At 33.7% G+C, this 22763-nt stretch carries 13 protein-coding genes; 4 read left to right on the top strand and 9 right to left on the bottom strand.

What is annotated here, in order from left to right:
• Position 1: 1 nt before the first annotated feature.
• The 3 genes from EV195_RS00115 to EV195_RS00105 all read right to left on the bottom strand — a co-directional run bounded on the left by EV195_RS00115 (position 2) and on the right by EV195_RS00105 (position 3702).
• On the bottom strand, positions 2-1024 hold the full coding sequence (locus tag EV195_RS00115) for a tetratricopeptide repeat protein (RefSeq protein ID WP_132791160.1): 1023 nt from the start codon (positions 1022-1024) through the stop codon (positions 2-4).
• Positions 963-1979 carry a sugar phosphate nucleotidyltransferase gene (locus EV195_RS00110; protein ID WP_132791157.1) on the bottom strand — a complete coding sequence of 339 codons (1017 nt, stop codon included), beginning with the start codon at positions 1977-1979 and terminating at the stop codon, positions 963-965. The genes EV195_RS00115 and EV195_RS00110 overlap by 62 nt, the downstream gene beginning before the upstream one ends.
• A gap of 61 nt (positions 1980-2040) precedes the next feature.
• Entirely contained in the window at positions 2041-3702 is a 1662-nt protein-coding gene (locus EV195_RS00105; RefSeq protein WP_132791154.1) for an ABC transporter ATP-binding protein, read from the bottom strand.
• A gap of 199 nt (positions 3703-3901) precedes the next feature.
• Between EV195_RS00105 and EV195_RS00100 the strand changes: the two genes are divergently transcribed.
• The 4 genes from EV195_RS00100 to EV195_RS00085 all read left to right on the top strand — a co-directional run bounded on the left by EV195_RS00100 (position 3902) and on the right by EV195_RS00085 (position 15200).
• Entirely contained in the window at positions 3902-7372 is a 3471-nt protein-coding gene (locus EV195_RS00100; protein WP_132791151.1) for a GEVED domain-containing protein, read from the top strand.
• Positions 7373-7653: 281 nt separating this feature from the next.
• Positions 7654-10329 (top strand): GEVED domain-containing protein, encoded by a 2676-nt coding sequence (locus tag EV195_RS00095; protein ID WP_207899757.1) that lies wholly within the window; start codon positions 7654-7656, stop codon positions 10327-10329.
• A 281-nt stretch (positions 10330-10610) separates the two neighbouring features.
• A complete protein-coding gene (locus EV195_RS00090; protein ID WP_132791148.1) occupies positions 10611-13154 on the top strand; it encodes a GEVED domain-containing protein in 2544 nt (847 codons plus the stop codon).
• A 186-nt stretch (positions 13155-13340) separates the two neighbouring features.
• Complete coding sequence (locus EV195_RS00085; RefSeq protein ID WP_132791145.1) at positions 13341-15200, top strand: ABC-F family ATP-binding cassette domain-containing protein; 1860 nt, start codon at positions 13341-13343, stop codon at positions 15198-15200.
• A 4-nt stretch (positions 15201-15204) separates the two neighbouring features.
• On the opposite strand, the gene EV195_RS00080 is transcribed toward EV195_RS00085, so the two are convergent.
• The 6 genes from EV195_RS00080 to EV195_RS00050 all read right to left on the bottom strand — a co-directional run bounded on the left by EV195_RS00080 (position 15205) and on the right by EV195_RS00050 (position 22617).
• Positions 15205-15474: a phospholipase D-like domain-containing protein gene (locus tag EV195_RS00080; protein WP_132791142.1), complete on the bottom strand. Its 270-nt coding sequence runs from the start codon at positions 15472-15474 to the stop codon at positions 15205-15207.
• A gap of 24 nt (positions 15475-15498) precedes the next feature.
• A complete protein-coding gene (locus EV195_RS00075; RefSeq protein ID WP_132791139.1) occupies positions 15499-15966 on the bottom strand; it encodes a phospholipase D-like domain-containing protein in 468 nt (155 codons plus the stop codon).
• Between the two features lie 76 nt (positions 15967-16042).
• On the bottom strand, positions 16043-16912 hold the full coding sequence (locus EV195_RS00070; protein ID WP_132791136.1) for a restriction endonuclease: 870 nt from the start codon (positions 16910-16912) through the stop codon (positions 16043-16045).
• Between the two features lie 6 nt (positions 16913-16918).
• On the bottom strand, positions 16919-18031 hold the full coding sequence (locus EV195_RS00065) for a ParB N-terminal domain-containing protein (RefSeq protein ID WP_132791133.1): 1113 nt from the start codon (positions 18029-18031) through the stop codon (positions 16919-16921).
• 176 nt (positions 18032-18207) lie between these two features.
• On the bottom strand, positions 18208-19404 hold the full coding sequence (locus EV195_RS00055; RefSeq protein WP_132791127.1) for a hypothetical protein: 1197 nt from the start codon (positions 19402-19404) through the stop codon (positions 18208-18210).
• Between the two features lie 2139 nt (positions 19405-21543).
• A complete protein-coding gene (locus EV195_RS00050) occupies positions 21544-22617 on the bottom strand; it encodes a hypothetical protein (protein ID WP_132791124.1) in 1074 nt (357 codons plus the stop codon).
• Between the last annotated feature and the right edge of the window lie 146 nt (positions 22618-22763).

Here is a 22763-nt window from a genome sequence, read left to right as displayed (position 1 = left end):
ATTATGTGCGTTTTTTTTGATATTTATGTACGTTTTTGTCGTCACCCAAAGCTTTATAGGCTTTTATAAGTTCATTATAAAAACGATTTTCTAACGACTTATCATCAATCACAAAATCAATACCATTTTCTAAACTTTCAATAGCTTTTTTAAACTGTTTGTTTTTATTTAATGCTTTTCCGTTCATTAAATACACAATGGGTTGAGCGGGAAATAAGTTCATGCCACGCTCACTATAATTTAAAAGAAGCTCACTATTTTCTTTGTCTAACTCGTCCAATAAATCGGTAAGTACTTTAAAACTCTTCTCTTTTTCGAAAAGAATTTTTAAATCTTGCTTATCATTATCAGTCTTAGGCACTTCATTTAATCGCCTTGGAGGATCGCTTTTTACCAAGAGCATACTTTTTCTGATAGTACGTAAACGAGAATCTAACATTTTAGCTTCTGCAAGTTGATCTAGCACTTTTAGAGCAGCCTCTCTATTATCATTTTGCAGATAAAGGAAAACCAATGCGCTTTTTTTCTTTGGATGTTTTTCTGCTATTTTTTGTTGGATGATGATAGCTTCATCAAAGTTTCTATTCTTTTTATGTACAGTAACTAAATGCTCTAAAATCCACACATTATCTTTGTCTTGACTTATAGCTTCTTCACCATAAATTAAGGCTTCAGGTAATTTATTGAGATAATAGTAGTTTTTTGATAATTCGAATAAAACCGCTTTATTATTTGGTAAAATTGTATTGCATTCTTCTAAATTATCAATAGCATTCTGGTAATTGTTTATTGCTTTTTGTGTGATAGCTTCAAAAAAATGTTCTTCAAACTTTATAAGTTTCTTTTCGCTGATACTAGATTCTAAAACGATACTATCTTGGCTAAAAGAAACCTGTACAGTACAAAACAGCAACAAACACCAAAATAATTTTTTGGTGTTACGAGCTATGTGTTTTTGTATGTTATATAAGTTCTGTATAATCACCGATACTGATAGATGTAAATTTTCCGTTGTATTTAGCATAATTACCAATCATAGCATTATCAAAATTGGCATTACTAATTTCCACATTTGTTTGAATTAATGAATTGGTAATGGTAGCATTTTCTACTGTGCTATTTTCTCCAATAGAAACATAAGGTCCTATTTTTGAATTCTTTAAAACTACATTTTTACCAATGTAACAAGGTTGGATAATTTCTGAGTTTTCTACTATAACGTCTTCAGAAACTAGATTATTACCATCCTTTGCCTCAAAGGAAAGTACTTGCTTATTAGTATCTACTGTTGGGTCTTTCTTTCCACAGTCCATCCAAGCATTCACTTTTCCAGGTATAAATTTAGCACCTTGTTGCTTCAAAGACTCTAAAACATTTGTTAATTGATACTCATTATTTTCTTTTAAATCATTATCAATTAAATATTGAATTTCTTCTTTTAGTTTATTACCGTCTTTAAAATAATAAATTCCAATGATTGCTAAATCAGAAACAAATTCTTTAGGTTTTTCAACAAAATCAGTAATAAAACCATTTTCAAGTTTTACAACTCCAAAGGCACTTGGGTCTTCAACTTGTTTCACCCAAATTGCCCCATCGGCATTGGTGTCTAGTGTAAAGTCTGCCTTAAAAAGTGTATCCGCATAAGCAACAACACATGGTCCGCTTAATGATTCTTTAGCACAATAAATAGCATGAGCAGTTCCTAAAGCTTCCTCTTGCACATATACCGAACCCTTTGCTCCTAATGAATTAGCTATTTTTAATAACTTCTCCGCTGTATCAGAAGGAAATCCTTTTGTAACAGGACCAATAACAAAGGCAATTTCTTCAATCTTTTGATCAATTACTTTGCTAATATCTTCTACCAAACGCTGAACAATAGTTTTTCCAGCAATTACAGTTAAAGGTTTAGGAGTAGTTAATGTATGCGGTCTCAAACGAGAACCAACACCTGCCATAGGAACAATAATTTTCATTAATTCTTTCTTTTGTTTTTCAGTGATGCAATATACTATTTAATTAGGGCACAGAAAAAAGTTAAACATCTTTAGGAATTGCGCTAATTAATGTTTTGGTATATTGACTTTTAGGATTTGTATAAAGAGTGTCTGCTTCACCAACTTCCTCTATTTCTCCTTTATTCATCACAATTACATTATCGGACATGTACTTTACAACTGATAAATCATGAGAGATAAATAAGTACGTAAAACCAAAATCTTTTTTTAATTTATTTAACAAGTTAAGTACTTGAGCTTGTACAGAGACATCTAAAGCAGAAACAGACTCATCACAAATGATGAACTTAGGTTGTAAAGCGATAGTTCTTGCGATACCAATTCGTTGACGTTGACCACCTGAAAACTCATGAGGAAAGCGATTAAAATGTTCTTCTTCTAACCCTACTTTTGCTAGTAATTCCAAGACATATTCTTTACGTTCTTTATAGGATGAAAAAATGTTATGTACCTTCATAGGCTCAATGATAGCTTCGCCAACAGGTATTCTTGGGTTTAGAGAAGAAAAAGGGTCTTGAAAAATTATTTGAATTTCTTTGCGCAATGATTTTAATTCACTTTTTGTAAGAGTGGTAATATCTTTTCCTTTATATATAATTTGCCCTGAAGTGGCTTTTTCTAATTGTAAAATAGTTCTTCCTAAGGTGGTTTTTCCACAACCAGATTCACCAACCAACCCTAAAGTTTCTCCTTCATAAATAGCAAAAGAAACCTCATTAACAGCTTTAACAACACTTGATTTTCCAAATAAAAATGATTTTGAAACAAACTCTTTATTTAGGTTTTTAATAGTTAATAAAGGTGTTTTACTATAAATCTTTTGATGGTATTTCTCTCTTGATTCTATGCTTTCAACACTAAAATCTACCGTATCAGTTAAGAAATCTTCAACAGTTGGCAGTTTTATAAAGCGTTTATCGGTAGTTGGTTTTGACTTGATAAGTGCTTTTGTATACTCTGCTTTTGGGTTTAAAAAAACTTGTTTTACAGTTCCGTATTCAACTACTTCCCCTTTTTTCATAACAACTACTTCGTTCGCTATTTCACTAACTAAATTCAAATCATGAGAAATAAATAAAACACTCATTTTGGTTTCTTGTTGAATCGATTTTAAAAGAGAAATAATTTCTTTCTGAACGGTTACATCTAAAGCTGTGGTAGGTTCATCTGCAATTAAAAGCTGAGGTTTTAAGGCAATAGCCATAGCAATCATAACACGTTGTTTTTGACCTCCACTTAGTTGATGCGGATAAGAATTATAAATTGCTTCTGGTCTAGGCAATTTTACTTTTTCAAATAAGTTTATAATTTCATTCTTTATTTCTGAATTGGAAAACGAGGTGTGATTTTTAAAAACTTCAAAAACCTGATAACCGCACGTTAAACTAGGATTCAATGAAGTCATTGGTTCCTGAAAAATCATTGAAATTCGATTTCCTCTTATTCTTAAAAAGTCTTTTTCGGTATAAGATAAAAGATTTTCACCATCAAACGTTACTAACCCCTCTTCAACAAGATCTTTTTTAGGAAGTAATCCCATTATACTCAGAGAGGTTATTGATTTTCCACTGCCACTTTCCCCCACTAAACCTAGAATACTATTAGGTTTAATATCAAAAGATACTTTTTTGAGGATGGATTTATGTTTAATAGAAACTGAAAAATCTTTAATTCTTAACATTTATTTATTGTTAGATTGCATATAATGCAACGAAAATAGGGGTTGCTTTAAAATATTGTGTTAAAACAAACATTTTTTTTGCTTTCGTTAAAAATAAATTATATTTGGCGAACTATTAACAAAATTTTAAGGTTTAGTTTAACATTTTTTAATGGTATCAGCGCCTTAAGTTTTATTTAACTCAAAAACAACCCTTCAAATGAGAAACAAGTACACTGCAAAGTTACTGCTTTCTGCTGGTATGCTAGTATTTGCTAGTAATGCTTTCGCACAAAGCAACGAGCAGATCCAAAAGATTCGTAGTGAATACGATTTGGTCAAGCTCGAAACACTACAAAAGAATTTAAAAACAAAAGAAAATCTTCAAAAGAAAGAAGCAATGAGAATTGCTCAGCAAAAAGGATGGAAAACAACCATCAAAAAAGAAGATGGAACTTTTATGGAATTACAGAAAGTAGTTAATGGACAGCCAATCTATTATACTACTTTTAATGTTGATGCAGCAAGATCTACAAGAACAAACCACTTACATTCTGGAGGTTCGTTAGGTTTAAACTTAATGGGACAAGGAATGACTGCCAACGTATGGGATGGTGGAGGAACACGTAACACTCACCAAGAGTTTGATGGAGCAGGTGGAAATAATCGTGTTACTACCATTGATGGATCTACATTAAACGGAAATAGTTTCCACGCACAACACGTTACAGGAACAATTGTGGCGTCTGGAGTTGTTGCTGATGCCAAAGGTATGGCGCCTCATGCTCAAGCTAGAACTGCTGATTGGAATAATGACAAATCTGAAGCAACTACGGAAACAGGAAACGGAATGATTATTTCGAATCACTCTTATGGTTTTGCTTTTAGAAATCAATTCGGACAAGTTCAATTACCACAACATTATTTTGGTGGATATATTGAAGAGTCTCGTGATTGGGATGAAATTTTATTTAACGCACCAAACTATTTAATGGTGGTTGCTGCTGGTAATGATGGTAATGATAACTCTGCAAACCAAAACCCAACTGGAGGTTCAGGATGGGACAAGTTAACAGGGCACTCAACTTCTAAAAACAATTTAGTAGTTGCTAACGCACAAGATGCTAATATTGATGCAAACGGAAACTTAGTTTCTGTTTCTATTAATAGTTCAAGTAGTGAAGGTCCTACAGATGATATGCGTATTAAACCAGATATTACGGGTAACGGTACTGGGGTTTATTCTACATATGATAATAGTGATACTGCTTATAATTCTATTACTGGTACTTCTATGGCATCTCCAAACGTAACAGGATCGTTATTATTATTACAACAACACTACGGAAATTTAAACAGTGGTAGTTTAATGCGTGCGGCTACGTTAAAAGGTTTAGCACTACATACTGCTGATGATGCTGGTGCATCAGGACCAGATGCTGTTTTCGGATGGGGTCTTTTAAATACGAAGAGAGCTGCCGAAGCAATTACTACTAACGGAAATGGTTCTAAAATTGAAGAGTTAACATTAAATAGTGGTCAAACGTACACTATTACTGTTGATTCTGATGGAACTAGCCCATTATTAGCATCTATTTCTTGGACAGATAGACCAGGTACGGCTAATACAACTGTAAACTCTACAACTCCAGTATTAGTTAATGATTTAGATATTAGAGTTACTAAAGGAGGAACTACTTATTTTCCATATGAATTAACAGGTCCTACAACAAGTGCTCAACAAGATAACAATGTTGATCCTTATGAAAGAGTTGACATCAACGGAGCATCAGGAACGTACACAATTACAGTTACTAATAAAGGAACGTTAGTTGGAGGAAGCCAAGCATTCTCTTTAATTGTTACTGGTGTTACTGGAACACCAGCTGTTTGTAATGCAACTACTCCAACAGGAGTTGGTGTTACTGGAGTTTCTCAAACAGGAGCTACTGTAAACTGGTCTGCAGTTGCAGGAACAACTTACGATGTAAGATATCGTCAATCAGGAACTTCTTCTTGGACAGTAAATGCTGTTTCAGGTACAACTACTGATTTATCAGGATTAACTGCAGGAACTCAATATGATGTACAAGTAAGAAGTAAGTGTCCAGACGGAACAAATTCAGGGTATAGTACTACAACTACATTTACAACTGCTGCACCAACACCATGTGAATCGTTACCATACGCTGAAAGCTTTGAGACAAATGATGGATGGACACAGGTTTCAGGTGATGATGGAGACTGGGTAAGAGACAGCGGAGGAACACCTTCTTCTGGAACTGGACCAAGCACAGGAGCTGATGGTTCATTCTATATGTTCTTAGAAGCTTCTACAAATGGAAGTACTGGTCAAATTGGAAGCAATGCTACTGCAATTTTAGAAAGTGGATGTTTTGATTTATCAGGAAAGTCTTCAGCTACATTTGCATTTAAGAATCATATGAATGGAACAAATATTGGAAGCCTAACAGCTCAAGCTACTACAAATGATGGAGCAACTTGGACGAATATTTGGACAGTATCTGGTAGTCAAGGTAACCAGTGGAATTCTGTATCTGTAGATTTAGCAAGTTATTTAGGATCAACAATTAAATTAAGATTAGTTGGAACTACAGGAAATGGATGGAGTAGTGATATCGCAATTGATGATATTGAAGTTACCGCTGTAACTGCAGGGTCTGATACACAAGCGCCTTCTACACCATCGAATGTTCAAGCTTCAAGTATTACGCAAACTACAGCTACAGTAAGCTGGAATGCTTCTACAGATAATGTAGGTGTTACAGGTTACGAAGTATTCCAAGGTTCTACTAGTTTAGGAACTGTAACAGGAACTTCTGCAAACTTAACAGGTTTAACGGCTGGAACTTCTTATACAATTTCGGTAAGAGCACAAGATGCGGCTGGAAATATTTCAAACGCAGGAACTGTAACCTTTACAACATTAAGTGACAACCCAACACCAACATATTGTACTTCTAGCGGAAGCAGAACTACTTATGAGTGGATTGATAATGTAGAGTTAGGTGGAATTGCAAATGCTACAGGAGCAGGAAGTGGTTATTCAGACTTTACTTCTCAAGTAGGAAACTTAGCGCAAGGAAGTACTAATACAATGATAGTAAGTGCAGGATTTAGTGGTTCTTCTTATACTGAGTATTGGGCAGTATGGATTGACTTTAACCAAGATGGAACTTTTGCGGATAGCGAAAAAGTAGTTTCAGGATCGTCATCTAGTGCAAACAACTTATCAGCTACAGTAAATGTACCTTCAAATGCAGTATTAGGTCAGACTAGAATGCGTGTGTCTATGAAGTATAATGCAGCACAAACAGCTTGTGAAAACTTTGGAGACGGAGAGGTAGAAGATTATACTATCAACATCACATCATCTGCTAATAGTTTATTTACTACATTTAACAACACAGATGCAGATGCATTAGGAAATGAAGATGCAATTAGCTTTGTAGCGTATCCTAACCCAGGAAAAGATGTAATTCAAGTGAAGTCTACTAGCAGAAATGTTGCTTTAACTTCATATAGAATTGTAAATACAATTGGTCAAACGGTTCAATCAGGAGCGTTAACAAACCAAAGAATTGATATTTCTAAAATTGGCTTCGGAATGTACGTTTTAGAAGTTAATGATGGTCAAAAATCATTCAAAACGAAATTGGTTAAAAGATAAAAACCCTTCAATTTTACTTAAACCAATAAAAAACCCGAGTCTAGACTCGGGTTTTTGCTTTTTATATATTTCATGATTTTGGCAATCCATAATATTAAACTAACAAAATTCAACAAATATTTGCAATTCACACAAAAAATTAACAATAATGTTAAATTATGTTAACATCTAATTATATTTGGAAACCCTTGATAACCCCTTCTAATAATTCTTCATCAAGAACACACTTTAGTTGTGGGAAATCAAATTTTTAACTCAAACCATTAAAAACCCCTTAAAGAATGAAAAAAATTACTTTATTATTTCTTTTACTTACTGGTGTTGTTTTTGCACAACAACAGAGAAACTGTCACTCGATGGACAATTTAGAGTACAGACAACAAAAAGACCCTGCTCTTAAGCAACGTATGCAAGAAATTGAAGAGTTTACGCAAAATAAACTTATGCAATTGCAAAACGTTCAAGGAAGAATTGAGGGATCTATTATTAAAATTCCTGTAGTAGTACACGTAATCTACAGTAACGCTCAGGAAAACATTAGTGATGCTCAAATACAATCTCAGTTAGATGTATTAAATGAGGATTTTAGAAGAACCAATTCTGATGCAAACAACAAATGGTCTCAAGCAGCTGATACGCAAATCGAATTTGAATTAGCAGCTATCGACCCTAACGGTAATCCAACATCAGGGATTACAAGAAAGTCGTCTACAAGAACTTCTTGGGGAACAAACGACGCAATGAAAAGTTCTTCTCAAGGAGGTGTTAGCCCATGGAATACTGCTGAGTATTTAAACATGTGGGTATGTAACATCGGTGGAGGAATTTTAGGATACGCACAATTTCCAGGAGGTAGTGCATCTACTGATGGAGTTGTAATGAGTCCACAATATTTTGGTAGCTCAGACAAAGGTTCAGGATTCTATTTATCTGCTCCTTTTGATAAAGGTAGAACTACTACGCACGAAGTAGGTCACTTCTTAAACTTACGTCACATTTGGGGAGATGGTGGATGTTCAGTTGATGATTTTGTATCTGATACACCAACTTCTGATGCAGCAAACTACGGATGTGCTACAGGACACGTTTCTTGTGGTTCTGAAGATATGGTAGAAAACTACATGGATTATTCTGATGATTCTTGTATGAACTTATTTACAGTAGGACAAAAAAACAGAATGAGAGCTGTTTTAGAAGCTGGAGGATCTAGAAGAAGCTTAGCGTTATCTGATAAGTCTACACCAGCAGTATGTAACGCAACTACTCCAACAGGAGTTAGCGTATCTGCAGTTTCTTCTTCTGGAGCAACTGTTTCTTGGAACAGTGTTGCTGGAGCAACATATGATGTAAGATATCGTCAAACAGGAACTACTACTTGGACTGTTAATGCAGTTTCAGGAACTTCAACTACTTTATCAGGATTAGCTGCAACAACTGGATACCAAGTACAAGTAAGAAGTAAGTGTTCTTCAGGAAATTCTGCTTACAGTGCTACAGTTAGCTTTACAACTACAGAGGTTCAATTAAACTATTGTGCTTCTAAAGGAAATAACGTAAACGACGAATATATCGGTAGAGTAGCAATCGGATCTATCAACAACGCTTCTGGAAACGGAAATGGATATTCAGATTTCACTTCTATCTCTACATCTTTAGCAAAATCAGCTTCAGCAACTATTACAATCACGCCAACTTGGACAGGAACTGTATATAACGAAGGATATGCTGTATTTATTGATTATAACCAAGATGGTGACTTTACAGATAGTGGAGAAACTGTTTGGACTAGATCTGCTACACAAACTACACCAGTTTCAGGTTCGTTTACAGTACCTGCAAGTGCAGCTTCAGGAGCAACTAGAATGCGTGTTTCTATGAAATATAATGGAGTACCAACTTCTTGTGAAACGTTCTCTTATGGAGAGGTAGAAGATTATACAGTAGTAATTGGAGCTGGCGCACCAGATACACAAGCACCATCTACTCCATCTAACGTACAAGCTTCTTCTGTAACGCAAACTACAGCTACTATCAGCTGGAATGCATCTTCTGATAACGTAGGTGTTACTGGATACGATGTATATAGAGGATCAACTTTAGTTTCTTCTACAAGTTCAACTTCTTTAAATGTTTCTGGTTTATCAGCAAACACTAGCTATACATATTCTGTAAGAGCTAAAGATGCTGCTGGAAATGTTTCAGGATCAGGTTCAGTTACGTTTACAACATTAAGCAACCAAGTTACGTATTGTACTTCTAGCGGAAGCAGAACTCAATATGAGTGGATTGATAACGTAGAATTAGGAGGAATTGCAAATGCTACTGGAGCAGGAAGCGGATATTCTGACTTTACTTCTCAAGTTGGAACATTAGCAAGAGGTAGTTCTAATACTATGATTGTTAGTGCAGGATTCAGCGGTTCTTCTTATACAGAATACTGGGCAGTATGGATTGACTTTAACCAAGACGGAACATTCTCTAGTACTGAAAAAGTAGTTTCTGGATCTTCTTCTAGTGCAAACAACTTATCAGCTACAGTAAATGTACCTTCTAACGCAGTATTAGGTCAAACTAGAATGCGTGTTTCTATGAAGTATAACGCAGCACAAACTGCTTGTGAAAACTTCGGAGATGGTGAAGTAGAAGATTATACAATTAACATTACAAACTCTGCTCGTGGAAATGATGTTACTACAAACGCAGATGCTTTAGGAAATGAGGCTTCAATAGGTCTTACAGCGTTCCCTAACCCAGCAACTTCTTTTGTTCAAGTAAGATTAAACAACAGAGCTGAAGGATTAACGTCTTATAGCATTGTAAATACAATCGGACAAACTGTTCAAAGAGGAGAGTTAACTAACGGAACAATTAACGTTGCTAACTTAACTTTTGGAATGTATATTTTAGAGGTAAATGATGGTCAAAAATCATTTAAAACTAAATTAATCAAGAGATAATATATTATCCTTAACTATATTAGTCATTATGAAAACCCGAGCTTTAAGCTCGGGTTTTTTACTTTTTTAACATTTCCTTTGGTAATTCATAATCTAAAAATAACAATTCATTGCATTTTTTAATACAAACTATACAAATCCTTAACGTATTCGTTAAAAAAAACGATCGTTCCTGTATATTAGGCCCCCTATAAATCCCTATTCACAAATTCTCCAAAAAGAACCGAATTGGTTATAGGATATGTAATAGTTTCAAATTTTCATTAAAAAGCCCTAAACAAATGAAGAAAATTACCTTATTATTTTTAATGCTTACCGGTGTGGTATTCTCTCAAACAAAGCGTTCTTGTCACGCTGATGAGATGATGAAAGAAAAATTTAAAAATAATCCAGCTGCAGAAGAGTACATGCACCAAATGGAAAAGTTTACTCAAAACAGAATTGCTCAACTAAAAAATTCACAAAGAAAAATTGTAGGAGATGTCTATCAAATTCCTGTGGTAGTACATGTCTTATATACAAATTCTTCGAATAACATTAGTGCAGCGCAAATTCAATCACAGCTAGATGTTTTAAATGCAGATTTTAGAAGAACAAATGCTGATAGAACGAACAAATGGTCGCAAGCAGCAGATACAAAAATCGAATTTTACTTAGCAGAAATTGACCCTAACGGTAATCCAACAACAGGAATTACTAGAAAGCAAGTAAGCAAGTCAACTTGGAATACTTCTTTAGGAGAAGGTGATGCATTAAAGAAATCTTCTCAAGGTGGTGTTGATCCATGGAATACAGCAGAGTATTTAAACATGTGGGTTGTAGATAACATCATTAGAAACACAAATACAGGTACTGCTACTATTTTAGGTTTTGCTCAATTCCCTTGGGATACTGATGCATCAACTGATGGAGTAGTAATGGCTGATCAATATTTTGGTACAACCGGTACTGCTCAAGCTCCATTTGATGGAGGTAGAACAACAACTCACGAAGTAGGACACTATTTTGGTTTACGTCACATTTGGGGTGACGGTGGTTGTGGTGTAGATGATTTCGTATCGGATACTCCAGAGTCAGATGCACCAAACTATGGTTGTGCTTCAGGACACACTTCTTGTGGTTCAGAAGATATGATTCAAAACTACATGGATTACTCTGATGATTCTTGTATGAATTTATTTACTGCAGGACAAAGAGATAGAATGCATACATATTTAGAAGCTGGAGGAGCAAGACGTGCTTTAGCTTTATCTGATAAGTTAAACGGAGGAACTCCACCGCCACCAGCAGATACTTGTTCATCAACTGTTTCTTCTTTCCCATATAGCGAAGGTTTCGAATCAGGAAACGGATGGACTCAGGTTTCTGGAGATGACGGAGATTGGGTAAGAGATAGCGGAGGAACGCCATCTAGCAATACAGGACCAAGTACTGGAGCTGAAGGATCTTTCTACATGTTCTTAGAAGCTTCTTCTAACAGTAGTACAGGTCAAATTGGATCAAATGCAACAGCTATTTTAGAAAGTCCATGTTTTGATTTATCTGGAAAATCTGCAGCAACGTTCACATTTGAAAACCATATGTATGGTACGAATGTAGGATCATTAAAAGTTCAAGCTTTAAAAGACGGAGCTTCTTCATGGACAGATCTTTGGTCTGATTCAGGAAATAAAGGAAACCAATGGAACGAGGTTTCAGTAAACTTAAGTGCTTACTTAGGAGGAAAAGTAAAATTAAGAATGGTTGGAACAACAGGAAATGGTTGGTCAAGTGATATTGCGGTTGATGCATTATCAGTAACAACTGGTGGAGGTTCTACAGCAGATACACAAGCGCCAACTGTACCGTCAAATGTACAAGCTTCTAACATTACAGAAACTTCAGCTACTGTAAGCTGGTCTGCTTCTTCTGATAATGTAGGAGTAACTGGATACGAAGTATTCCAAGGATCATCAAGCTTAGGAGCTGTAACAGGAACTTCTGCGAATATCACAGGATTAGTTGCTGGAACATCTTATACAATTGCAGTAAGAGCTGTAGATGCAGCAGGAAATCAATCTGCTACACGTTCAGTTTCATTTACAACGGTTGATAATACACCAGCGCCAGTTTCTTACTGTTCTTCAAGCAGTAACAGAACTCAGTTTGAGTGGATTGATAATGTTGAGTTAGGAGGAATCGCGAATGCTACAGGAGCAGGAAGTGGATATTCTGACTTTACTGCACAAGTAGGAACTTTAGCTCAAGGAAGTTCAAATAGTATGGTTATAAGTGCTGGATTTAGTGGAACGGCTTATACAGAGCACTGGGCAGTTTGGATTGACTTTAACCAAGATGGAACATTCGCGGATAGTGAAAAAGTTGTTTCTGGATCTTCTTCTAGTGCAAACAACTTATCAGCTACTGTAAACGTACCAGCAGGAGCAACATTAGGTCAAACTAGAATGCGTGTTTCTATGAAGTATAATGCAGCACAAACAGCTTGTGAAACGTTTGCAGATGGAGAAGTAGAAGACTATACAATTAATATTGTAAGCTCTGCTCGTGAAGGTGGTGTATCATTAACTTCTGAGAGCTTAGGAAACGAAGCATCAATTAATGTACTAGCTTATCCAAACCCAACAACTGGATTTGTAAAAGTAAGCTTAACAAGTAAAGATGCACAGTTAGCTTCTTATGCAATTGTAAACACTATCGGACAAACTGTTCAAAGAGGTGAGTTAAGTAATGGAACTATTAATGTTGCTAGCTTAACATCAGGAATGTATATTTTACAAGTAAATGATGGTCAAAAATCATTTGAAGCGAAATTGATAAAAAAGTAATAAAATCCCTATTTATTATTATATACGAATTCCCGAGCCAAGTGCTCGGGTTTTTGTTTTTATTAAATCTACGAAAGCGGGAATCATCTTCAGCCATTTATTCAATACACTTTAATAGTTAATCCCAACAAAATATTCCACTCTTAAACACTACCTTTGCCTGCTTAAAAGCACGAACACTAGATTATGAATTACCTTACTGTTGAAAATATCTCTAAAGCTTACGGAGAACGCGTTTTATTTGAAGACTTATCTTTTGGAATTAACAAAGACCAAAAGATTGCCTTTGTAGCGAAAAACGGTAGTGGTAAAACTTCTATTTTAAATATTGTTGCGGGAAAAGACACACCCGATTCTGGACAAGTAGTTAGCAGAAAAGGAATTCATATTGCGTATTTATCGCAAGACCACGAATTCAATCTTTCAAAAACTATTGAAGAAACCATTTTTTCTACCGAGAATACTATTTTACCAATTATTCAGCAATACGAAAAAGCCTTACAAAATCCAAATGATGCAGAAGCCTATCAAGCGGCTTTTGATTTAATGGACCAACACAATGCGTGGGATTTTGAAACGCAGTACAAGCAAATCTTATCGAAGTTAAAGCTGGAAGATTTACAGCAAAAAGTTGGGAATTTATCGGGTGGACAAAAAAAGCGTTTGGCATTGGCCATTATCTTAATTAATAAACCCGATTTGTTAATTCTAGATGAGCCTACCAACCACTTAGATTTAGAAATGATTGAGTGGTTAGAAGCCTTTTTTGCCCGTGAAAAAATTACCTTATTCATGGTAACGCACGATCGTTACTTTTTAGAGCGTGTGTGTAATGAAATTATCGAGTTAGATAACGGACAGTTATACAAATACAAAGGAAATTACTCGTACTACTTACAAAACAAAGAAGAACGAAAAGCTTTGGAAGCGACCAATCTTGGTAAAGCCAAAAGTTTATATAAAAAGGAATTAGATTGGATGCGTCGTCAACCAAAGGCGCGTACTACCAAATCGAAATCGCGTATTGACGATTTCTACGAAATTAAAGAAAAAGCACACCAACGCCGAAACGAACACGAAGTGCAGTTAGAAATTAATATGGAGCGTTTGGGAAGCAAAATTGTAGAATTACATAAGCTGAAAAAGTCGTTTGGTGATACAATAATTTTAGACGGTTTTGAGTATGTGTTTAAAAAAGGAGAACGCATCGGGATTATTGGTAAAAACGGAACGGGTAAATCGTCGTTCTTAAATTTACTAACAGGACAACTTCCAGTTGATGGCGGAAAAATTGTAGTAGGTGAAACGGTAAAGTTTGGTTACTACACGCAAAAGGGAATTAACATTAAAGAAGGGCAGAAGGTAATTGAAGTGATTAAGGAATTTGGAGAAGAAATTCCGTTAACCAAAGGAAGAAGAATTTCGGCGGCTCAATTACTAGAACGTTTCTTATTTGACCGTAAAAAACAATACGATTTTGTTGAAAAGTTAAGTGGAGGTGAGCAAAAGCGCTTGTACTTATGTGCGGTGTTAATACAAAATCCGAACTTCTTGATTTTAGATGAGCCTACCAACGATTTAGATGTGGTAACATTAAACGTATTAGAAAACTTCTTGTTGGATTACCCTGGGAATTTAATGGTGGTGTCGCACGACCGTTATTTTATGGATAAAATTGTGGATTCGTTGTTTGTGTTTAGAGGAGATGGTGTTGTGGAGAACTTCCCTGGAAATTACTCCGATTTTAGAGCGTATGAAGACTCTAGAGAACCCGAACCTAAAGAAGAGAAAAAAGCGCCTGTACAGCAAGAAAAAACACCTCAAAAAGGAAAGTTAAGCTACAACGAAAAGCGCGAGTTTGGAATTTTAGAGATTGATATTGAAAAACTCCAAAAAAAGAAAACCGACATAGAAGCACAATTTGCTAACGGAAGCGTTGCGCCAGAAGAGATTAACGACAAATCTCTAGAACTCCAACAAATTATTGAAGACCTCGAAACTAAAGAAGAACGTTGGTTTGAGTTGTCGATGAAAATGGAGGGGTAGTTGGTTAGTTTATAGGTTCTCTATATGACTGTTTACCCCAAAATTGTATATCTTTTTCAGGTAAACCTGAATGATGCATTAATTGATAAAACTCTTGTTTAATTTCTTTTATAGCATTTACGTCTGTAGTTCTTATTCTAGTTTCATAGTTATATTTTGTGCCACTAGCAGTAAAATTTAACGAACCTAAATAGGCTATTTCATCATCTATCAAATAAATTTTTCCGTGAATTAATGTTTCGCCTATACTTGTTGAACCTTGAGATTTATACACTTTAAAAGGGAATAACTGTGAATACTAATAGAAGTAAATCCTTTTATTTTTTACTTTGGTTTTGTAAAACCTTATAATAAGAAATATAACCACTATTGGAATTAAGCCAAAAGCAACTTTTCTGTCTTGTAAATAATAGGCTATTGCACTTAAAGTTGCTACTAACCCAAAATTAATGTAGCTTAATATTTTTACAAGGTCTTTCCATTTTTCTCTCTTTTCAGCAGCTCCTTTATCAATTTCTCTATTTTGTATAATGAGTTTATGGATGTTTTTCTCATATTTTCCATAATAATCCTCAATGTTGTCAGTTGTAATTAGTTCGACTTCTAAATTCCGTTTTTTAAAATTTATCAATTCAGATATTAAAAACGGAGATAAGAAAGGAGAAACTATTTTAATAGACTTTTTTGCATTGCGCATGTCATTTAATAATTTTCTCCCAGCACCTTTACCGATGTATATGTCACAATTAGCTCCGTTGTAGTACATTATAAACTCAATTTTTATTTTCTTGTGCTTCTATTGCAAGAGAACAAGCAATTACTTATAGCCATTGTTGGTGTAGTTATTTCGATATTTCTTTTATTAATACTTTTAGTTTTTCTAACGATAGATCTTGAGAAATTTCATCAAAAAGTTTGTCTATATTTTTTTTGGTTGCTAAATCTTGAGAAATTTGTTCTCCATCCCAATATATTATTCCATATTCATTAGCGAAATCTTTTGCTTTTATTGGATAATAACTATTAGTTATGAAAATACCTAAAATAGGCCATTTTGAGTTTATAAAATCATCATCCAGATTTACGAAATAAGATTTATCAGTTGTTTTCCTTAGTTTATTTATTTCCGTTCCAAAAGAGGCGACCTTTTGATGATCAACTCCTTTGTTTTTTTCACTATGCTTTACTTGACCAATTATTCTAAACTTGAAATAATTATAAAAACGAGGAAGTGATTTGATATTTTTTAAACTAAAATACCCATAGAAATCAATTCCTTGATCTTTTTGAGATTTTGTGATTTGTATATTTTCAATATGATTTTCTGTTAGGATAAGTTGTCCTAATAGTTCAAATTCTCTCCAATCAATTTGCTTTAATAATTCATAAAATTTATTTCTCCATTCGAGTTTGTATTCTATGTTGTCTTTTTGATCTTTTCCTTCTAAAAATTTAGTGTTAATTAGAACATCTGAATCGAATTCGTCAAATTTGAATTCAGAAAAAATATGTTTCGATTCACAGGATTCAATATAACCTTTTATTTGTCTAGTTATTTTATTTGCATTAATTTCATAAACTTCTGCTGATTCATTTTCTGACATTTTAAAATTGTCACTATTCCATTTTATGAATTCTTCAGATAGATAGAAACGGTTTTTGTTTATTACTTTTAGGTGTTCAACAAATTTTTTAATGTCGCTAATTTTCATAGCTAATTATTTGTCTAAAATTGTCAATTGAAAAGATGCTGATTCGTTTATTTTTTTAATTATTTCTTTAAACCTTAATTTGTTAGCGTCTTTGAGTATGTTAACAATTGGCAAAGTCGATAATTCCGTATACAAATCATTAAGTCGAGTAATTCTCTCTTCTAAATCAAGTTGATGTTTTTGAGCTGATTTTTCAGCATCTTTATTTCTTAATTCTTGGATTGCTTCATTTATTGAAAATTCATCCTCTTCCTCAAATTTCACTAAAATGCTTTTGTTTTCAGGAAGCAGTAGTTTGTTAAAATGATCCCTTATGTCAAGTACTCGTTCAAGTTTTCTATTACCTTCTTCATCTCCAACATACCAATTTAGTATCTTTTCTAAGTTTTCTAAATTATCAAACTTAGATTCTCCTTCATTCCATTCCAACCAAGATTTTATTAAAGGTCTTGTAAAAATGGCTTCTTGAAATAAACTAAAATTGTTCTCATTTAGTTCTCCGTGATAAATTTCTTGACTAAAATTAAAACCTTTATATGATCTAATTTTATTAGCAATTGTATTTCGGCCAAATCCAGTCATTTTATCCAATTCAGTTGCATTTAAAGACTCTTCTTGTTGCATTACGTGCAGAAATCTTGCTTGTTGCAATGCTCCCCATTCTTTAATTCCGTTAATGTGTCTCATTCCTTGCAAAAGCCAAAGGACATTTTTGTCTGTACCAGAATAAACTAAAACCTCTATGTTTTTTAACGAGTTTAAAAGATTATCTTCTAATGTAATTATTCCATCTAAGTGTTCTTGTAATAAAGTTTTAGCAGTTGAAATTCTTCTATTTCCTTCTAACACTATATAATTATCTGAATCAGAAATTTTACGCACTACAATTCTATCTATTGATAGAAATCCAAGTTTTTTAATTTTTTCATATAAATCACTAATTCCTTCAAGTTTTATATCTCTTAATACTGTTTTTTGAATTTGCTCTTCAGAAACTCTAGTATCCGGAAGATCTACTTTCCTGCTTTTCCCCATTAATCTTGGGTTATTAGGATTTAATAGTAGATTTTTCAACTCTACTTTTTCCGTTTTAAGATTTTCTATTAAATCAAGTTCCATTTTAAATATTTAGTTTGTTAGTTTTAATTACACTCAACGGTCTCGGCTATGAGTAGTTGCCTGGTTTAGCACTTAACTTAGCAAGTACACACCAAACTGAAAATCCGCAAGGATTTTCAGAAGTAGGCGAGAACAAGCAATTACTTATAGCCATTGTTAGCTTTAGTTTTTTTTTCTCATATTTCATAAGCATAGGTTGTAAATTCCGTCACTCTTGTTTCTTTATCCTGTACTATTTTAGTTATGTATTTTCTAAATAGTTCAATTCCTGATATTTCAGATTCATATATCTTAGTGACTTGGTAAATAAATCTGTTCTTATGATTTATGTATTCAATTTTGTACTGCTTATATTTTCCAATTTCGTCTTCTTTGTATTTTTCACTTATTAATCTGTAAACTCGACAGTAAATAAATGCAATTCTCTTGTTAGTTTCTGGAATATCCGAAAAATTAAATTTTGTTGGCTCGATTGGAAATTCATATTCGCCAAATTTTTCAATTAATATTCTTTTTTTATTTGCAAGTCTGTTGGATTCTTTTTCATAATTCTCGGAATAGCAGTAACCGCATTTTTTAAAATTTAATGCCTCAAATATTTTTTCGTTAATCTCAATTTCTGCGTTATAAAATGTTTTGAAAAATTCCTTTAAGTAGTAAATAGTTGGCTCAATGAATAAATAATAATAAAGTTTTAGAATAGCCTTTAACTCTTCATCTGAATATTCAGTCGTATTATTTTCTATCTCTTCTTCTTTGAAAGCTAAAAAAGTTGCTGTTTGAAAGCGTCTTATAACTTCTTGTCTTTTTTCGTTGCGTTTAAAAAATTGTGCCGCATTATGCAGTAGACTATCGATTCTCGTTTGAATTTCTTCAAGCGTCAGATTTTCTTTGTAAACATTCCCACTATTTTTATAATCAACTTTTTGTATTCCTTCAATAATCCCGAATTTTGTTTGAAGTCGCATTTGATAAACATCAGGTCCGTCCTTAAACGAAGATTCATTTTCCTTAAACCAAGCTCTATATTTTTCAATTTCCTCTTCTCCTTTTTCCTTTATTTGTGTTGGTATTCTGTAATTCACAAAATTTGAAGAAAGTCTATCGCAATTGTCATATTTGTGATAGGATGGCTTCGAACCTTCATAGACAAACTCTTTTTTATCCACAACTTCAATTGCTTTGTAAATTCTATCAATATTATCGATTGGATTTTCACAGAACTTTTTAAAATAGAGTAGGTTGGTTTTATCAAGTCGATTCAGAAAGTAAATAGACTTTTTATATGGCTGCCAATTCCTTATATCCTCTGGAATTTCTCCGATGAGTTTTTTGAAAACTAAACTTGTATTGTATTCAGTTACAAATGGCATTCTGAGGTTTTTTAAATTAAAGCTAACGGCTTATATACAAACTTTTATTCCTGCTATCCAGTAAAAAAAGCCTGTATAAAACCACAGTTACTTTTTAATTCATAAAATTTCTAAGAAAAAGGAAAGAAACAGGAGGATTGGCTATTGCTTATTCTTTTTCAGCTTTAAATTTAAAAGATTCTATTTGGTAAAATATTCAGGAAAAACACCCTTTTTTTGTTGGAGAAGAAAAAATAGTTCTCAATACAACTCCTTACATCGTCACTTGAACTGACAGGAAACGTCATTACGAGGCTTGTGCTAAATGTCATTCCGTCCCGAAATCTCGGGAGTTTCGGAATCTCATCATGAGAAGCTGAAATGAATTCAGCTTGACGCAATTTTATGATTTATCTTTTGAGTTCTAGTTTAAACGTCCTCTTTAAATTAAGCCATAAAATCCACCGCAAGAAACGACAAAAATGAAAAGCTAAGAAGACTAGATTTTTTTGATTAGTTCACTCTTTTTTATTGTTTTAAGTGTTCATGAATCTCCTAACGTCGATTTCATTTTTCATCAATGAAAAAAGAATGAACAACAAAAATTTATCATTTATAAAATATATTTCTGTCGTTCTTTTATTTGTACAAAAGCGTCAGCGAAGTTCGTTGGAGGAATTGTATCGTTGCGAAATGGTCAGCGAAGTTCGTTGATGAAATTGTAACCTTGCGAAACGGCCAGCGAAGTTCGCTGGTGGTTCTGTTCTCTTGCGAAAGTGTCAGCGAAGTTCGCTGATGGAATTGTATCTCTGCAAGACGTTCAGCGAAGTCCGCTGAGAAAATATGAATGGATAAACAGGTTTGTCACATCGAGTGATTTAGCAACTTTTTAAAAGTTGATGAATTGTATCGAGATGTGGTTTGGAACTCATAATTAGTTCTCGATACTAATTTCTCTCATTACCATTCGTGAAATTTACTCGAACTGACAGGAAACGTCATTACGAGGCTTGTGCTAAAAGCAGTTTGGTAACTAGTCGAAGTAATCTTTCAGTCGAATAACAGATTGCTTCACTGCATTGCTTTTCGTTCGCAATGACGAAATAAAAACGAAATGTCACATCGAGTGATTAAGCAACTTTTAAGAAGTTGATGAATTGTATCGAGATGTGGTTGTGAGCTAAAAACTAGTTCTTGATACAAATTACGCTCATTTCATTCGCAAAATTCACTCGAACTGACAGGAAACGTCATTACGAGGCTTGTGCCAAAAGCAGTTTGGTAACTAGCCGAAGTAATCTTTCAGTCGAATTGCAGATTGCTTCACTTCATTGCATTTCGTTCGCAATGACGAACAATTTCTTAAGCAGAAAACGTCCTCTTTAGATTGAGCCATAAAATCCACCGCAAGAAACGATAAAAATGAAAAGCTGTTTGAATCCGACCAAAGGAGGATGAGTTTTTTTCATTTCGTTTCGAGGATGAGATTTTTATGAGTGAAAAGCTAAGAAGACTAGATTTTTTTGTTTCTTTTTTCATCAATGGAAAAAAGAATGAATAACAGTAATTTATGGTTTATAAAGTATATCTCTACCGTTCTTTTTCTTGATACAATGAAAGCGACTTTAGGAGGTTCATGAACACTTAATCCAATAAAAATGGAGTTAGTTCTCGATACAACTCCTTACGTCGTTACCCGAACTGACATGAATCGTCATTCCGTCCCGAAATCTCGAGAGTTTTGCAATCTAATCATGAGAAGCTGAAATGAATTCAGCTTGACGCAATTTTATGATTTATCTTTTGAGTTCTAGTTTAAACGTTCTCTTTAGATTGAGCCATAAAATCCACCGCAAGAAACGATAAAAATGAAAAACTGTTTGAATCCGACCAAAGGAGGATGAGTTTTTTTCATTTCGTTTCGAGGATGAGATTTTTATGAGTGAAAAGCTAAGAAGACTAGATTTTTTTGTTTAGTTCACTGATTCTATTTGTTTAAGTGTTCATGAATCTCCTAACGTCGATTTCATTTTTCATCAATGGAAAAAAGAATGAATAACCTTATTTCAAGTTCATATAAAAAGATAGAAATAGACATTAGTAAAAATAAAAAAAGCACTTACAAATGAAGTGCTTTTACGTGTTTTTATGTTGATAGTATTAATGCAATACTTGTCCGCCTGCAACAACGCTTTTATTTTCTAAACTACTTTCTGAGCTTATAGTTGCAACAATAAATGAGAGTTTAATATTATTAAACACCAATCCTAAAGTTAATTGTCCGAACGTAAAACTAGAATCGTTAATACCTAGGTTATTAGAAAATTCTCCTGTACCAAAAACCTGATTGTAATTAAACGTACCAAAAAAGCGCAATTGATTGTTTGTTAATGCAGCATCGGCATAAAAATCAATTCCAAAAGAAGCACTTCCTGCAAAATCATCTGTAGTAGTTCCAAACTCAGGAAAATCTGCCGTTCCTTTAGCGTTAAGTCTTGAAACAAAATTAAATTGATTATTTCCTGAATGAATATAAGCTAAAGGATATTGAATGCTTAAAACAGTATTTCCTCCATTAGATATCAATCGTTGATAAGCTTCTTCTTGTTTAGCATTATCCAAGTTATCAGAAGAGCTACTAGAAATCATGGCACCTAATGTTACTCGAAATATAGAAAGGTTTCCGCTAACTAATTCAGAATAGATAGATCCAGAGTTGTTACCTATAGTAAAACCAGTATTATTTAACACACTAAAACGTTCTCCTTTATTATCGTGTAGTATATCGAAAAATGCTCTGGCTCTTTTTGTATTAAAACTAAGTATAGATGTTTTCTTTAGTTGTAATTCCTCAATTTGATACTTATTAGAAAGTGTATCTAGTTTAGGCTCAATAATAGCTAAAGAGTCACGCGCAATTTTTAATTCTTTCTCGTAAGCGGCTATTTGTGAAGAGGTAAGTGTAGCAGCACCAATAACATCATTATGTAATTGTGATAAACTATTTTTACTAATCGAATCAAATTTTTTCTTCTTCTTTTCAAGCTTTAATTTTTCAATCATTGTTATGGTAAGATAGTAATCAAATACCTCTTTGCCATTTTCAACACTTTTGTTTGGAACAACTTTAATACCATAAGTAGGGTTGTCTTTGATTTTGAAACTAGGAACATGCTGTGCTTGTGCAATAGTTGAGAGTAAAAGAACACATAGCGCTAAGAGTTTTGTTTTCATTATAATATAAGTTGGTTATTAATCAAAGTTATTAAAAATAGCTGCTGATTTTCTACAAAAATTCACAACAGAAATGTTTTTGTGCACAAATGAAGTAGAATTAGGTATAAAAGATGGAAGTATAAACTTTAAAAGAGGAATGTTTA

The organism is Tenacibaculum skagerrakense (assembly GCF_004345825.1).
Taxonomy (GTDB): Bacteria; Bacteroidota; Bacteroidia; order Flavobacteriales; family Flavobacteriaceae; genus Polaribacter; species Polaribacter skagerrakensis.
Note: the sequence above shows the minus strand (reverse complement) of the source record. Positions and strands in the feature narration are given on the sequence as shown.

Bases quoted from the DNA above. Each gene is read 5' to 3' on its own strand.
- EV195_RS00055 (WP_132791127.1), bottom strand. From the start codon at position 19,404: ATGCCATTTGTAACTGAATACAATACAAGTTTAGTTTTCAAAAAACTC.
- EV195_RS00050 (WP_132791124.1), bottom strand. From the start codon at position 22,617: ATGAAAACAAAACTCTTAGCGCTATGTGTTCTTTTACTCTCAACTATT.
- EV195_RS00100 (WP_132791151.1), top strand. From the start codon at position 3,902: ATGAGAAACAAGTACACTGCAAAGTTACTGCTTTCTGCTGGTATGCTA.
- EV195_RS00110 (WP_132791157.1), bottom strand. From the start codon at position 1,979: ATGAAAATTATTGTTCCTATGGCAGGTGTTGGTTCTCGTTTGAGACCG.
- EV195_RS00070 (WP_132791136.1), bottom strand. From the start codon at position 16,912: ATGAAAATTAGCGACATTAAAAAATTTGTTGAACACCTAAAAGTAATA.
- EV195_RS00085 (WP_132791145.1), top strand. From the start codon at position 13,341: ATGAATTACCTTACTGTTGAAAATATCTCTAAAGCTTACGGAGAACGC.
- EV195_RS00105 (WP_132791154.1), bottom strand. From the start codon at position 3,702: ATGTTAAGAATTAAAGATTTTTCAGTTTCTATTAAACATAAATCCATC.
- EV195_RS00065 (WP_132791133.1), bottom strand. From the start codon at position 18,031: ATGGAACTTGATTTAATAGAAAATCTTAAAACGGAAAAAGTAGAGTTG.
- EV195_RS00075 (WP_132791139.1), bottom strand. From the start codon at position 15,966: ATGTACTACAACGGAGCTAATTGTGACATATACATCGGTAAAGGTGCT.
- EV195_RS00090 (WP_132791148.1), top strand. From the start codon at position 10,611: ATGAAGAAAATTACCTTATTATTTTTAATGCTTACCGGTGTGGTATTC.
- EV195_RS00095 (WP_207899757.1), top strand. From the start codon at position 7,654: ATGAAAAAAATTACTTTATTATTTCTTTTACTTACTGGTGTTGTTTTT.
- EV195_RS00115 (WP_132791160.1), bottom strand. From the start codon at position 1,024: ATGCTAAATACAACGGAAAATTTACATCTATCAGTATCGGTGATTATA.